At 30.3% G+C, this 14,643-nt stretch carries 21 protein-coding genes; 4 read left to right on the top strand and 17 right to left on the bottom strand.

Features of this window, described 5'->3' with window-relative positions:
• Nucleotides 1-22: 22 nt before the first annotated feature.
• From CIW83_RS01860 to speD, 17 genes are all read right to left on the bottom strand, one after another.
• Complete coding sequence (locus CIW83_RS01860; RefSeq protein WP_094898970.1) at nucleotides 23-520, bottom strand: NUDIX domain-containing protein; 498 nt, start codon at nucleotides 518-520, stop codon at nucleotides 23-25.
• A 5-nt stretch (nucleotides 521-525) separates the two neighbouring features.
• Nucleotides 526-834, bottom strand: a complete 309-nt coding sequence (locus CIW83_RS01855) for a hypothetical protein (RefSeq protein WP_094898969.1) — start codon at nucleotides 832-834, stop codon at nucleotides 526-528.
• Nucleotides 835-878: 44 nt separating this feature from the next.
• Complete coding sequence (locus tag CIW83_RS22570; protein WP_201259637.1) at nucleotides 879-1,643, bottom strand: GNAT family N-acetyltransferase; 765 nt, start codon at nucleotides 1,641-1,643, stop codon at nucleotides 879-881.
• Between the two features lie 16 nt (nucleotides 1,644-1,659).
• Nucleotides 1,660-2,274 carry a non-canonical purine NTP pyrophosphatase gene (locus tag CIW83_RS01840; RefSeq protein ID WP_094898968.1) on the bottom strand — a complete coding sequence of 205 codons (615 nt, stop codon included), beginning with the start codon at nucleotides 2,272-2,274 and terminating at the stop codon, nucleotides 1,660-1,662.
• A 38-nt stretch (nucleotides 2,275-2,312) separates the two neighbouring features.
• On the bottom strand, nucleotides 2,313-2,780 hold the full coding sequence (locus CIW83_RS01835; RefSeq protein ID WP_094898967.1) for an N-acetyltransferase: 468 nt from the start codon (nucleotides 2,778-2,780) through the stop codon (nucleotides 2,313-2,315).
• A 14-nt stretch (nucleotides 2,781-2,794) separates the two neighbouring features.
• A complete protein-coding gene (locus CIW83_RS01830) occupies nucleotides 2,795-3,394 on the bottom strand; it encodes an HD domain-containing protein (RefSeq protein WP_094898966.1) in 600 nt (199 codons plus the stop codon).
• Between the two features lie 22 nt (nucleotides 3,395-3,416).
• Nucleotides 3,417-3,896, bottom strand: coding sequence for a GNAT family N-acetyltransferase (locus tag CIW83_RS01825; RefSeq protein WP_094898965.1), 480 nt, complete (start codon nucleotides 3,894-3,896; stop codon nucleotides 3,417-3,419).
• 34 nt (nucleotides 3,897-3,930) lie between these two features.
• The gene (gene murI / locus CIW83_RS01820; RefSeq protein ID WP_094898964.1) at nucleotides 3,931-4,719 is read right to left on the bottom strand and encodes a glutamate racemase; all 789 of its coding nucleotides are present in this window, start codon (nucleotides 4,717-4,719) and stop codon (nucleotides 3,931-3,933) included.
• Nucleotides 4,720-4,797: 78 nt separating this feature from the next.
• On the bottom strand, nucleotides 4,798-5,370 hold the full coding sequence (locus CIW83_RS01815) for a flavodoxin family protein (protein ID WP_094898963.1): 573 nt from the start codon (nucleotides 5,368-5,370) through the stop codon (nucleotides 4,798-4,800).
• A gap of 23 nt (nucleotides 5,371-5,393) precedes the next feature.
• The gene (locus CIW83_RS01810) at nucleotides 5,394-6,137 is read right to left on the bottom strand and encodes an AAA family ATPase (protein WP_094898962.1); all 744 of its coding nucleotides are present in this window, start codon (nucleotides 6,135-6,137) and stop codon (nucleotides 5,394-5,396) included.
• A 178-nt stretch (nucleotides 6,138-6,315) separates the two neighbouring features.
• On the bottom strand, nucleotides 6,316-7,002 hold the full coding sequence (locus CIW83_RS01805; RefSeq protein ID WP_094898961.1) for a hypothetical protein: 687 nt from the start codon (nucleotides 7,000-7,002) through the stop codon (nucleotides 6,316-6,318).
• Nucleotides 7,003-7,119: 117 nt separating this feature from the next.
• Nucleotides 7,120-8,037 carry a GGDEF domain-containing protein gene (locus CIW83_RS01800; protein ID WP_094898960.1) on the bottom strand — a complete coding sequence of 306 codons (918 nt, stop codon included), beginning with the start codon at nucleotides 8,035-8,037 and terminating at the stop codon, nucleotides 7,120-7,122.
• 176 nt (nucleotides 8,038-8,213) lie between these two features.
• On the bottom strand, nucleotides 8,214-9,308 hold the full coding sequence (locus CIW83_RS01795; RefSeq protein WP_094898959.1) for a hypothetical protein: 1,095 nt from the start codon (nucleotides 9,306-9,308) through the stop codon (nucleotides 8,214-8,216).
• 115 nt (nucleotides 9,309-9,423) lie between these two features.
• Nucleotides 9,424-10,014, bottom strand: coding sequence for an HD family hydrolase (locus CIW83_RS01790; RefSeq protein WP_094898958.1), 591 nt, complete (start codon nucleotides 10,012-10,014; stop codon nucleotides 9,424-9,426).
• A gap of 4 nt (nucleotides 10,015-10,018) precedes the next feature.
• The gene (locus tag CIW83_RS01785) at nucleotides 10,019-10,501 is read right to left on the bottom strand and encodes an AI-2E family transporter (RefSeq protein ID WP_094898957.1); all 483 of its coding nucleotides are present in this window, start codon (nucleotides 10,499-10,501) and stop codon (nucleotides 10,019-10,021) included.
• A gap of 117 nt (nucleotides 10,502-10,618) precedes the next feature.
• The gene (gene speE / locus CIW83_RS01780; RefSeq protein WP_094898956.1) at nucleotides 10,619-11,467 is read right to left on the bottom strand and encodes a polyamine aminopropyltransferase; all 849 of its coding nucleotides are present in this window, start codon (nucleotides 11,465-11,467) and stop codon (nucleotides 10,619-10,621) included.
• 23 nt (nucleotides 11,468-11,490) lie between these two features.
• On the bottom strand, nucleotides 11,491-12,285 hold the full coding sequence (speD, locus tag CIW83_RS01775; RefSeq protein ID WP_094898955.1) for an adenosylmethionine decarboxylase: 795 nt from the start codon (nucleotides 12,283-12,285) through the stop codon (nucleotides 11,491-11,493).
• Nucleotides 12,286-12,450: 165 nt separating this feature from the next.
• Between speD and CIW83_RS01770 the strand changes: the two genes are divergently transcribed.
• The 4 genes from CIW83_RS01770 to CIW83_RS01755 all read left to right on the top strand — a co-directional run bounded on the left by CIW83_RS01770 (nucleotide 12,451) and on the right by CIW83_RS01755 (nucleotide 14,615).
• Entirely contained in the window at nucleotides 12,451-12,873 is a 423-nt protein-coding gene (locus CIW83_RS01770) for a ferritin-like domain-containing protein (protein ID WP_094898954.1), read from the top strand.
• Nucleotides 12,874-13,028: 155 nt separating this feature from the next.
• A complete protein-coding gene (locus CIW83_RS01765; protein ID WP_094898953.1) occupies nucleotides 13,029-13,949 on the top strand; it encodes a VanW family protein in 921 nt (306 codons plus the stop codon).
• Nucleotides 13,950-14,017: 68 nt separating this feature from the next.
• Nucleotides 14,018-14,230, top strand: coding sequence for a DUF3787 domain-containing protein (locus tag CIW83_RS01760; RefSeq protein ID WP_094898952.1), 213 nt, complete (start codon nucleotides 14,018-14,020; stop codon nucleotides 14,228-14,230).
• Between the two features lie 76 nt (nucleotides 14,231-14,306).
• Nucleotides 14,307-14,615, top strand: coding sequence for a hypothetical protein (locus CIW83_RS01755; protein ID WP_094898951.1), 309 nt, complete (start codon nucleotides 14,307-14,309; stop codon nucleotides 14,613-14,615).
• Nucleotides 14,616-14,643: the final 28 nt, after the last annotated feature.

Here is a 14,643-nt window from a genome sequence, read left to right as displayed (position 1 = left end):
TTATTGACAATTCTTAGCTGGACTATATCCTTATATATTGTGAAAGCAGCTTAAAATAGTCGTCACTATATCTAAAAAAACTACCCTCATCTATCATTTGTCTCAATTCTTTTCTACTAACCCATTTAACATCATCCACCTCTTCTTTCTGTAATATGATATCTCTTAACTCAATATCTTGTTTCACAACCCAAATATCAGTAAAATCATTTTTACGTTTATGTCTCAGAGGTTCTAGCATAGAACTACCATTAATTTCTATGCCTAGTTCCTCTTTTGTTTCTCTGCAGGCAGCTGTAATACTATCTTCTCCTTGGACTGCAGACCCTCCCGTTGTTGCCCATACTCCAGGAGCAAATTCTAAATGCTCTGGTCTTTTTTGAATCAATATCTCTCCATTGCTATTAATAATCCATATATGAACCACCAAATGGTATTCATCTACTTCTAATTTTTCTCCTCTAATAATAGTTCTACCCGTTTTATTTCCATTCTCATCTAATATGTCCCATATCTCCATTTTATCTAAGCCTCCATAAAATCTATATAAATCCAATTTTGTTTTATCAAATACCTTTCTGCTCCCACCATCATAGCTTTTTCATGTATCTCTACAGGATAACCAAGGTGTTTTAAAATAGCTATAGCATTTCTAGTTGTACATGGACCTTGGCGAAGAATATAGTCAAAAACTATATCATTCTTTTCAATTATTTCTTTAAAATGATAATTTTTATATCTTTTATTAACTAGATTGGTAAACTCCAACTCACGAGTAGCAGCTGGAAACATTGTCAATATAATCCCCGAAATACCCATAGTTGCCCCTATCATATAAGTCTTTCCCTTCTACTAACTTGTTTCATACTAATGAACCATTATAGACTCCTTACCATTAATAAACATGGATTATGTTCTCCCCAAATTTCTTTAATTTCCTCTATAGGATAAAATCCTACTTTTCCATAGAATTCTCTGGTCTTTTTATAGTTCTTATCAGGATGAGTTTCCCCGAGTGTTTTAACCATTAAAAATTTATAGCCATTTTCTAAAGAATAACTCACTGCTCTTTCAACTAATTTTTTTCCTATTCCTTTATTATGATATTCTTTTAAAATACCCATCACATATATTTCTGAAGTACACTTATTGTTGAATTTTAAGCTTAAGAGTCCTATTGGTCTATCATCATCAAAAGCTACATAGAAAACTGTTTCTTTTACTTTATCTACGTATTCCATAATAGCTTCTTCTATCCCAAACCAGTCTGGCAAATGTCTAAGTACGGAATCAGTAATATTGGATTTTAATTCTTCATTATCTATAAGCTTAATAGAATAATCTTTACTACTTGCCAGCTCTTTAAGTAAAGCAACTCTACTTTCTACAATCTCTCTGTGTTGCTCCTCTGTCCATTTTGGGTTTTTATTCTTCCAAAATCTTTCACAAGGTATTTCTTCACATTCTCCACAATGTCTTAGTTTCCTATCTATTACACTACATTCATAGAAATCACAAATATCAAGTCCTACTTCATGTAACCAGCAAGCCTTACCCTCTATAGAATAGCATCCCATACATTCCTTTTCAAACATCCTGCATTCACTACATATACAACCACAAGCTCCTATAACTTTAGTCATTATATTCCTCCTAAAATTAGTCCTTATATCCTAATAAACACTTCTTAAAAAAGTTCCTAAATCCATCTCCAATTTTATCTCCCTTTTCTTTTCTATCCATATCTAGATAGTATTTCTTACTGTTTTTTTCTACTGAAAGAGACTCAAGTGGAAATCCTTGGTTTCTTCTTGGATGAGGCTTGTCTACAATTATAAACTCATCGGATGATATCTCATTACCTTGATATTCGTATATATGTTCCTCATCTAATACAAGGCAAATTGCATTTTCATATCTAGCAAATACTTGTCCACCATTTTCCCTTGCAATTTCCCCATAATATTCTATCATTTCTTCATCAGTTAATTCTTTCCCATTTACTCTTCTTACATATACTCCTGGCTGCTGTTCTTCTTTAATTCCTCTTATATATAGACCAGAATCACAAGAGAAAACAGGCATCTTTACCTTCTTATAATATTCTAACGCTTTTATTCTGGCATTTTCCAATGGATTATTTCCTGTTTCATCTATATAATCACTTTTAATAGTAATTGAATTCAATCCTATTACTTCTATATCTAATTCTCTCAATGTTTTTCTCATGCTTTCCAGTTTTGCTAAATTAGTTGTTCCATATAATATTTTCATTCTGCACCTCTTATAAAAATCATGTATTTCAATAAATCTTATTCTATCTCTCTACTTTTAACCATAATGATTTCAGTTTCATTTGGCTTATAAAATCCTTCTATCTCACCACATTTAACATATCCTAATCTACTATAGAGTTTTTCTGCTTCACTATTAAATTTCCCTACAAGTAAAAATAACTTCCTTGATTGAGGATAGAATTCATTCTCATAATACTCCATTAAAATTGAACCATACCCTTTACCTCGATAATCCTCGTGAACTATAATTAAATGAAGATATGGATACATATCGAAAGCTCCATTATCAGTTACCATAATGAAACCAATACAATTACCATTAGAACTAATCATTACCTTCAATTCATCCCTTTTTATACCACGTTCCATTATATTGTATAGTTTTTTACTTCCGTCATTAAAATATCGCTTCCCAATTTCAGAGTTTCTTGTCATTTCAATACATTCATCGATATGTGTGATATTCCCATCTATAATTTCCATCTAATTACCTCCTATTATATCTCTTGTTTAAAATACTCATAGGCCTCCCTTGAATCCTTGTGATATAAAGGTAATGTTTCTTTGTTTAGCTCCAGGTCTGTTAAGTAATGTAATATTGCTTTTTCCCTTGAATACTTCAGAGTTTCTCTAATCTCATTTACAAGTTTTTCATATCCTTCTTCTTTCCAACTTAACTTATCAGCTAACAACACTTCTATTTCCATATTACTTGGTTGTCTCCTTGATGTTGCATGATACCTAATTGCATTTAATATATTTTCATCCCTTATTTTAAATACAGTTTCTGCTATAATGCTTGATATTTTCTGATGTAAAATTGAAGGCATCTGCTTTTCCTCATCAGTAATTTCAATATTATTTTCCATACAAAATTCTATTATTTCATCATTGTCTACTACTCTTCCCAAATCATGACAATAACAAGCAATCTCACTTCCTTGTTCTATTGGCCCAAATTGTTTTTCAATATTATGGAGCTCTCTAACTACATCGAGGGTATGCTCATATTTATCTAATTTATCATGCATCAAAAAATATGATTCTATATCTTTCTTAAAATCACCAGTTGTTTTAAAATTTAAATATTTTTCCATTCCCAATTCCCCTTATATAAAATTAGTTAACAAATTCCTGTACCTTTTTTCCATTCTCACTTCTTTCCTTAAATTGTCCCTTAGTATACTCATCAATTGTTTTATGCCAAAATGCTTGAGCTGGTTTATTTGTCTCTATTTGAAATACTTCCCACTGACCTCTATGTAAATCAAATATTTTATTAGCTACAGCTTGTCCAATTCCTTTTCTTCTATATTTCTTCATAATAAAAAATTCTGCAATTGAAAAATAATTTTCTTCTTCTGATTCGATAAGTCTTACTAATACAAAGCCTATATACTTCCCATCTTGCTTAACCAGATATGGAAAACGATGATTTTCTTCATTCCAATAATCATCTAAGTATTCATAGGCCCTATATAAGCCATTATCTTCAACATCACATTTTACAAATTCAGAGAAATCATAGAAATAAAATTGCATTAAATTTCCTACAATATTCTTATACTCTTTTGAAGCTTTGATAATCTGAAATTCCATTCTATGTTTACCATCCTTATCTATATTTAAAAAGTTAATCGCATTTGTTTATAATATCTAGTCTTTTAAATAATTCTCCATAGTTAGCTAATTTTTCTTTATTCTCCACCTTCAGCCCCGAATTATAGAAAATGATATTACCATCCCCTTCATTTATAGCATCCATTCTTTCTAAAATTCTTTTTAAATGTTTTACTGTACCAATATTCCCATCAATTATATCAATATCTGCTGGAAGTATTTTTCTAAATATATCTTTATAGAAAGAGAAATGGGTACAGCCCAAAACTATAGTTTCATAGTTATTCAAATCATATTTAAGTAACTGTTCTTCAAGATATGGTAATACTATTTCTTCATTAAACTCAAATCCCTCTGCAAATTGAACTAATCCTGGAAGTGGTAATAAATCAACAATATGGTCATTATCTAATTTAGTAATAAGATTTTGAAGTTTTTCTTCCTTTAAGGTTAAAGCCGTTGCAGTCACTAATACTCGTTTATTTGTATTTCTATTTCTTTCAACAGCAGGTTTTACAGCAGGCTCCATTCCAATAATTGGAATACTATACTTCGCCCTTAACTCTTCAATAGCTACACTTGTAGCAGTATTACAAGCAATAACTATTGCCTTAACTCCTTGTTCTATTATAAATTCTATAGCATTAAATATATATTTTTTAACTTCATCCTTCGGTTTTGGTCCATAAGGAACATTTGATGTATCTGCGTAATATATATAATTTTCATTAGGTAACATTTTTAGTGTATCATATAATACAGTAATCCCTCCGACACCAGAGTCAAAAAAACCTATTTGCATTCCTATTCCTCCAAATAAATAAAATTTATATGCTAATCTAACATAGCTATAATTTTATTATACTACAAAATAATTAACTTATGATAAAAATACCTCGTTAAACTTTCTCATAATCTCGCTTCTAATTTCTTCATTTCTATCTACTGGATTTCTTTTTGTTCCAAAATAACTTTCTTCTATTAATATCTCAACACCATGATCCATCATGACTCTTTTCATTGCTTCAATTGTAAAACCCATACTTAAAGAATCTGGACCAGCACAAACACCGATTACAATTGACTTTATTCCTTTTGAATCTAACTGACTGCTCCAGCTACCATTTCCAAAATCAAATAATGAGAAGAGTCTATCAAGAAATATCTTCATATACGAAGTGACATTATAGTTGTAAGAAGGTGAACCTAGAATTATTCCTTCTACATCTTTAATTTTATCAATTATTGAAGATATTTCATCCTTATGATGACAAGTATTGTTCCTAATACAATACTCACACCCGTTACAGCTATTTTGCTCAATTTCACTTAGTATTACTTTATCGACCTTTCTTCCTCTTTTTTCCAACTCCTTTATGTAGTAATCCATTAGACCTTCTGTATTCTTACCACGCCTAGGACTACCCAATATAGCAATCCATTTTTTCTCCATAAAATAACCCTCCCTGTATAAAATTATTCTATTAAAACATTTAACATTTTTTCTGTATTATTTAGAAAGGCTTTCATAATTTGATAGTGCTCTGTTTCTTCATATTTCACCTTATTAAATCCATGTTTTATTTCATAAATAACTGAATCTGGATATGCCATTATTATTGGAGAATGAGTTGCAATAATAAACTGGCATCCCTGCTGAACTAATTGATGCATTCTACTAATCATGGACATTTGTCTCGAGGGAGATAATGCAGCTTCAGGCTCATCCAATATGTATAATCCTTCACCCCTAAATCTATTCATAAATAAGGAGAAAAAGGATTCACCATGTGATTGATTATGTAAAGATTTTCCACCATAATAATTTAAAAGCCCTGGACACTCTCTTTCTAATTCATCAATATTTGTTGCAACATTATAGAAACTTTCAGCTCTTAAAAAAAATCCATCCTTGGGAATCTTAGCTCCTCTTATTAACTTAAGGTATTCATATAGCTCTGAGTGAGTATCATTTGACGAAAAGTTAAAATTTCTTGTTCCTCCCTCAGGATTAAAACCATAAGCCACTGCAACTGCCTCTAAAATCGTTGATTTTCCTGTTCCATTCTCTCCCACTATAAACGTAACCTTAGGATGAAAATCTAAAATAGATAAACTTCTAATAGCAGGAAGGCAGAAAGGATACTCTACAAAAGAAGATATTTTATTAGAATTTAATTCAATGCTCCTTATATATTGATTAATGTTTAAATTTTTCATCTTATTCTCCTAAGTCTATATATTATTTGATTGTTAATGTATTGATTCATTTTCTATAATCTCATATTATACTATGTATTCTACATATCAAGTGAAATTCCTTCTTAAAAAGCAAAATATTATCATCTCAACCATCACAAAAATAAATAGAGAGGATAGTTTAACTATCCTCCTTATTTTATATAGTCCATTCACCATGAGCTATAGCTATTAGATACATCTTTCCATTTTCCTCTTCAAATACTAATTTTAAACTTCTCCAATCAATGCCAGCATATTGGGGATCGAATCCTTTAAAATAGAATTCTACAAAATGACTATTGGGATAAACATCTTTTATATTATCCACAGTATTACCCTCTCCTATGGATATATCATTTCCTATGATTTGAGGATTTGCAAAGTCTTTATCATAAACAAATCTTTTATAATAATCATTAAAATTCAATTTAATGGGTTCCCCTGACCCATCATAATGTCCCCATAAATATGCCTTATTATCTTCTTTAAGATTTTTTACTTCTTCCACTGTAAACACTTGACTTGATTCAGTATCTATGTGACCATAGGGACTAAATCTGAGCCCTTTTGTAGGATGAACATAGGATGATAACCTATCCATATCCTTGTTTTTAATAGAATCCATCACATCTACTACTATTGATAGCAGATTATTATTGGACATAGGTTGATTTACATTGTTCAGTTGAGATTCAAGTTCATTAATTTTATCTTCTAGCTCAGATATTTTTGTATCTTTTTCCTGTATCTTTTCTTCTAAATCTACATTTACTGAATTTTTTGGAGTACATCCAATTAAAACAATTGTAATCGATAATATTATTAACAATATCCTATTCTTCATATCATTTCAACCTTTCATCATTTATATAACAATAGTATACGATTAATTAATATTTATATCCTCAGTCCTCATCATGGATTGAGTCTCTTGCTATATCAGAGGATCATTTATCCCTTATCAATCTACTATTATCTTATTTCTTCCTGTATTTTTAGCTTCATATAATCTCCTATCTGCTTCATAAATCATATTTTGCAATGATATGGTTTCTTTCCCAATTTCAGAAGCATCGACAATTCCACAGCTAAATGTAATCTCTACTTTTTTATCCTCATAATTAAAAAGAGATTCCTTTATTCTTTCTGAAACTCTTTTAATTACCTTTACTGAAGATGATTTGCCTATTCCCTGTAATATTAGGATAAATTCCTCTCCTCCATAACGTCCTAATACATCATAGGTTCTAATACTTGAAGCAAGTATTTCTGCAAATTCTTTTAACACAAAGTCTCCTGCTTGATGACCATAAGTATCATTTATGTTTTTAAAAAAATCTATATCAACTAATGCTAAAGAAAAATTTTCCTCCTTTTTCTTAAATAGTTCTATACTTTGACCTAATCTTTCAAATGCATATCCTCTATTATATATGTTAGTTAATGAATCTCTTATTGATGTTTGTTTTAACTTTTCCTCCAAATATTTTCTTCTAGAAACATCTTGTTTTACTCCTAAAAAATTAACTATTTTCCCATTACTGTCAGTTATAGGTGTGATTCTAGCCTCTTCATAATAGATTGTGCCATCTTTTTTCTTATTAATCAGATCTCCCTTCCAATCTTTTCCTTTAGTTATGGTATTCCACATATCTTCAAATACATTGCTATGGGTTAGTCCACTTTTGAGAATTCTTGGGTTTTTTCCAATTACTTCTTTTAACGAATATCCTGATATCTGTTCAAAAGCCGGATTACAGTATTGAATATTTCCATCTATATCTGTCATTATAATAGTTACAGCCGCTTGTTCAATCGCTGCAATTAGCTTTAATTTTTCCTCATCTTTTAAAAAATCAATATTACTATTTTGCCCCATAATATCTCTCCTAAATAAGTAATGCTCTCATTTACTTCCAATATACCCCATTCTATGAACTTACAACAATATATTTGTCGTTTAACTTAAAATCTATAAGTAAAATAAGGTAGATACTTACTGCTATCCACCCTAATTTATATCCCCTATAAATTTTATCTAATACATACTTTAACCTAGCTTGCTAGCATCTGGTGCAAAATAGAATACTGTTTGATGACTCTAAATAATTCGTCATCTAAATGATGATGTATAATAAAAGAATACCAACAGCATAAGGTTTTCGTTTCTCCTTTATACTCAAAAACTGAAGGATTCATACCGTCTCTGCTGTTGCACCACCCACACCCCGTGCATAAGCGGGTACGATTATTAAAATCTTCTTGAAGAAAGTCTGGCTGATTATAAATATGAGGAATTAGTCTATTTATACTTGCTAATTTAAGACTAAATCCAAATGTTTCCTTTGCTCTTGGATCAAAGCTTATAACAAGTAGGGGAGTAGATTTAGATTTTCTGCTGCCTTGATAGCTAATATTGGGATATTTGCAGATAGCCTTATAACCCTGGTTTATTAAATAGTTATGAAGTAATATTATTTTATCATATTGAATCGTTGCAATTTTTTTCAAAATTGTAGGAGCATCAATCTCATAATTAGGATTAATTGCCTTAAAATTGCACTGATAAAAATAAATGAACCCCATCTCATCCTTATGTTGCTGACATCCAACTGCTAGCTGCTTTAGCGCTGGCATCATTTTAGGATATCTAGTATTTGTAATAATTATATTTTCTTCTTCATCTATTACATGAAGTTCAACGCATTGCATACTTTTAATAAACTGTTTTTTGACTTTAGATTTTTTAACAATATTATTATATTGTTCTTTACTTAGAAGTAAATTCTGTTGATTAATTACACCAACTTGTCCTATTGCATATAAAAACTCTAACCCATTTTTAATTTCTGTTTTTGGCTTATACCAAGCTTTAGTAACTTCTGGTCTTGATTCCTTAGGCTCAAAATCTTCATAAGCCATATCCTCTGTCGTAGGTAAATAGAAATTCTCTGGATGGTAAAATAATTCATCATATAAATCCCCAAAAAATTTATGTAAATCTTTATATGAGCTTTCTACATGTTCTTGGATGCCATAATCAAGTCCTTCTGATACCATAGATGTATAATCCGAAAAAGCCATGCAATACTCATATGCTGCCCTCTGAGAAATATTTTGAAAGTAACCTCCATTATAACTAATTGTCATTTTATAAAACACCTCTATTTCTCAAAATAGTATATTATAAGTTTGGTGCATAAAAACTTCTTTATTTTGAACCTAATATATTTTAATGTCCGTCTTATGTTCTTTCTCCCAGCAACTACTTTGATATCAATCCTTTATCATATGCATCCTCAATCATATTCTCTACAAAACTCCATAGTTCATCTGAAGATTTTTTCACTGGTGCTATTCTCTTGTAAATGTCTTCTTTAGCCACATTAAACTTTTTCCAAGTTCCACCATTATTATAATAGTTACTTAGCATTGGCTGAAGCCTATCCATAGATGCCGCAAACAATGCTTCTGATGTTTTTCCATCCTCAAATTCATCCCATAGGACTCTCAATTCTCTGCCTTTATCTTCTTCTAGCATTCCAAATATCTTTTCAGCAGCTAGATTTTCTCTTTCTTTTTTATCTTCATTTCCTACTTTATCATAGCAAAATGTATCTCCAGCGAATATTTCTACTAAATCATGAGTTAATAACATTTTTATTACCTTGCATATGTCAATCTTCTCGTTAGAATATTCTCCTAAAATCATTGCCATAACAGATATATGCCAAGAATGCTGAGCATCATCCTCCCTTCTATCTTCATTAATTAAACTTGTTTGCCTTAAAATGGATTTCATCTTATCTAGTTCTACTATAAATTCTATGTCCTTTAATAATCTTTCTTTTATCATGTTCTCATCTCCTATTATCTGTTTTTTTCTTTGTTTTCATAATTGAACTAATAATTACAGCTGCTAAAGGTCCTAATATAATCCCTATTGGTCCCAATATAATAGAGCCTAATATAGTTGCAATAAATGTATAAAGGGGTCTAACTCCAATTTCTTTACCTACAATTTTGGGTTCTATAAATTGTCTCAAGATAACCAAAATAACATAAAGAGTTGCTAAATCTGCCCCCATATCTTTATTGCCTATAATAAAATTGATTACAACCCAAGGTATCATAACAATACCTGCTCCAAGAACAGGAATAATATCTAATATTGCAATTCCTGCCGATATTAGAATAGGATGTTTGGCATCTATAATAGTTAGTCCTATCCCTAGTATTATAAAGGTTATAATCATTAGAGTAACTTGAGCTTTCATATACCCCTTAATACCTTTTCCAGTATCATTCATTATTTGTTTCAAAAAATCTTTTTTATTATCCATTGGCTACTCCCCTTAAACATTTACATTAATAATTCTATTATTTGAAATTATATCATAGCTATACTTCTTGTAAATAAAAAAGCCCTAAAATATTTAACATTTTAGAGCAATTTATAATTATACTGATTCTAATAATTCTCTTACATAGGTCGGTAACATAAATGCTCCTTGATGAATTTGAGAATTATAGTATTTAGTCTTTAAACCTAGGTTCTCCCATTCCTCTGGTTTGTGATCTTTAGTTGGATTGAGTCCCTTAGATGCAAATCCAAATAGCCAATGTCCAGATGAATAGGTCGGCATATGAAATTGATACACTTCGCATACATCAAATATCTTTTTTAACTTTCCATGTGCTTTCAACATTTCTTCCTTATATTGATCGAAGTAAGGGCTTTCGTGTTGATTAATAAGAATCCCATTTTCATTCAATGCTTTATAGCAATCCCTATAAAAGCTAGTAGTAAATAACCCTTCTCCTGGACCAATTGGGTCTGTAGAATCAACTAATATTAAATCATAAAAACTTTCTTTATCTTTTACAAATTTTATACCATCTTCAAAAAATAATGTAACTCTTTCATCTTCCAGCTTTGAGGAGGTTACAGGTAAATATTTTTGACATAATCTTACTACTCTTTCATCTATTTCTACCATATGAATTAATTCAATACTATTATATCTAGTAAGCTCTCTTACCGTACCTCCATCTCCTCCGCCTATGACTAATACCCTCTTAATATTAGGATTTACTGACATGGGTATATGAGTTATCATATCATGGTATATGAATTCGTCTTTCTCATTTACCATCATCATACCATCTAATGTAAAAAATATTCCAAAATCATAGGATTCAAAAAAATCAATTTTTTGAAAAGGTGTTTTCTCTGAATATATAGGGTCCTTAATCTTTATTGAAAATTTACAAGTATCCGTATTCCATTCATTAAACCATAAATCCATTTGTTGACCTCCTTAAAATCACTCTAGAAATTACGTCCATAATAGATTTCATACATTTCCTGATTTAATTTCTTTAATATCCTATTTTTCTCTTCATCACTCAAATCTTCCGCCTGCATCTCAAATAGATAATTATCTAATTCTAGTTCCTTTAATATCATCTTTGTATGAAATACATTTTCTTGATATACATTAACGTCAATACTGTTATATAAACTTAGGTTTTTTGGAGATATAAAATCTTGTATTGAGTTAATTTGATGATCTTTAAAATGCTTATTTCCATTTATATCTCTTGTAAATCCCCTAATTCGATAATCGCAAATTATAATATCTGAGTCAAAATTCTCAATTAGATAATTTAGTGCATTAAGTGGTGATATTTCTCCACAAGTTGATACATCTACATCTACTCTAAATGTCATTATTCCCTTATCAGGATGACTTTCAGGATAAGTATGAACTGTAATATGACTTTTATCCAAATGACCTAATACATGTCTTGGTGTAGGTATTAAAGTACCAGCATTACAAGATGGATCGATTGAAACAATTGGTATAGCTTCTTCTGTAATTAGTAAATTCACACTAGCACCCTGAGGCTCATAGTCTTGCTTAGCAATGTTTAAAACATTAGCACCTATCATTTTAGTAATTTCTACGAGTATTTCTGTTAATCTGGTTGAATTATATTGTTCATCAATATATTCAATATACTTTTGTTTATCCTCTGGTGTCACAGCATAACAAACATCATAGATATTAAAACTAAGTGTCTTTGTTAGGTTATTAAAACCATATAGCATAAGCTTTTCCATTTCTTACCCCATTTCTAAATATTATATAAGGCTTTTGTCTTCATATAATTTTACTTTATTTGTCCCATTATGTCTATAGTTAATCCTTTCTATCACTACATAACCTACTCACATTATTTCTCAAACTGAATAAAATATTATGAAAAGAAATTAAGGAGGGATAAAATGTTACCATTACTGGGATGCCATAAAATACCACAAATAGTTGAATTTGTATATGACTCAATTGCAGATGAAGCCACAGCTGCTGAATTTTATGGAAGATTGTTAAGAGAAGCCCCAAATGATTTGCATAGAGAGTTTATTCGACATGCTATGGAAGATGAATTGGATCACTTGGAAAAATTTTCTAGACTTTATTGTTATCTTACAGGTTATATGCCACAATATGTCGTTACCCCCACAATTTATCCAAATTACAAGGAAGGAATATTAATAGCATTAAAAGGTGAACTGGAAGCAGGCGAATTTTATAGGGATGTACAGCTTTCAACCTCCGATCAATTTGTCAGAGATACATTTTATTATGCTATGGTAGATGAACTAGAACATGCTACTCAATTTAGTACTCTTTACAATTCTCTTTAAATTTAGAAGCGTCTAGCTTACCTCTAGATGCTTTTAAAAATTTTAAATCATACTTACATAACAGATAATGGCAATGAACATTAGAATATTTTATCCATAAAATCAAGAAACTATATTACTAGGATATAAATCTTATTTTATATATGGAGGTTCTTATGGATAAATTTAAATTAACTATTCTACCAATTAGTCTAGCTATATTATTATCAACAAAATCTTATGCTATTAGTAATCCAATTTTAGATAATAAATTTACAATTGTTAATTCTGAGCCTGAATTTATGATCAATAAAAGGAATGAACGCTATGATATTCCTGAAGTATCGGGAGAAGTAAGTAATATGCCTTGGAGAAATGATAAGGAATTTTTAAAGGCTAAGGATAAATATGATACTCATACCCTTATAGCTGGTTTTTGTGCCGTTCTTAAAAATCCATTGCCTGGAGAGGAATATAATGTTAGTTTAGCTAGTCAAAAAGTTAAAGGTCAGGTAATTAAATCTTCTAAAATATTTTCTCAAAATTCCGCCATAGGTCCTTATACTAAGCTTAGAGGATTTAGAGAGGGAGCCTCCTATATTGGAGGTAATATAATAATGACTGAAGGTGGAGGAGTATGTAAAATTGCCACAACTCTTTATAATCTAGCTGTATTATCTAACCTTGAAGTAATAGAAAGACATAATCACTCTATGCCAGTTAATTATGTACCTTATGGGCAGGATGCAACTGTAGCCTACGGTGTAAAAGACCTTAGATTTAAAAATACTACAGAAAATTCAATATTGATTTGGGCAGAAATGATTGGTAACAGATTGTATATGGGATTCTATGGCAGCGAAAAGCCTCCTAAAGTAATATGGAATCATGAGGTTAGTAATGTTACCACTCCTCCTGTTAAACACATTAAAAACGAAAATTTAAAACAGGGCGAGATGAGAACCATCCTAGGAGGAATGGATGGGGCAACGGTCAAATCAACTATTACTATATTCTATAATGATGAACATTACATCATAAAAAATATGGGAGTTAGCCATTATGAGCCATTACCTAAAGTGATAGAGACTAATTAATTGGGATTTTTTCAAGTCACTGGGTATAAGTATTATAATCCATGAAATGTTTTTAGGGAGGGATTAAAATGAAGGAAGACAAAAGAAGTTTGAATACTGATACAGAATATAAATCAGCAACTGGTTCATATAAAAATCATAAAGATCCTAATTTTGGATATTCTCCAACGGATGTATACTACAATACTGAAAAGAAAATACCAGATTCTGGTGTTGCAATACCGACATATGATGCAGTAGTAGAGGCAAAAGAATGGGTAGATGATATAAATAAAAAGTAGCCTAAGGGCTATTTTTTATGATAATTTTTATATATTATGCCATACTAATCCTATAGATATATGAAAGGATGATGTCATGAAAAATCCAAAAGCTTCGGATCAAGCTCAAAACAGAGATTTAAGCAATGCATCTAATATGGATAGTAGTATGGAAAACCCAAAGGCTATTGCCGAGATACTTAATCAGGCTAAAAAAATAGAAGAAAATAATTTTTCTAATATGGAGCATTTTACAAGCATAAGTATGCTGCTTAATGCCAATGATTTGGGAAGAACAAAGGATAGAGAATTATCTAAAAAATTTGATAAACTAAATAAGCAAATGGAAGATATAAATAAATTAACCTCAGATTTATTAAATGATTTATCAAGTAGACACAACTAAAATAAGACAAAGTTAACTTTGTCTTATT

This window comes from Tissierella sp. P1 (assembly GCF_002266425.1).
Classification (GTDB): domain Bacteria; phylum Bacillota; class Clostridia; order Tissierellales; family Tissierellaceae; genus Tissierella; species Tissierella carlieri.
Note: the sequence above shows the minus strand (reverse complement) of the source record. Positions and strands in the feature narration are given on the sequence as shown.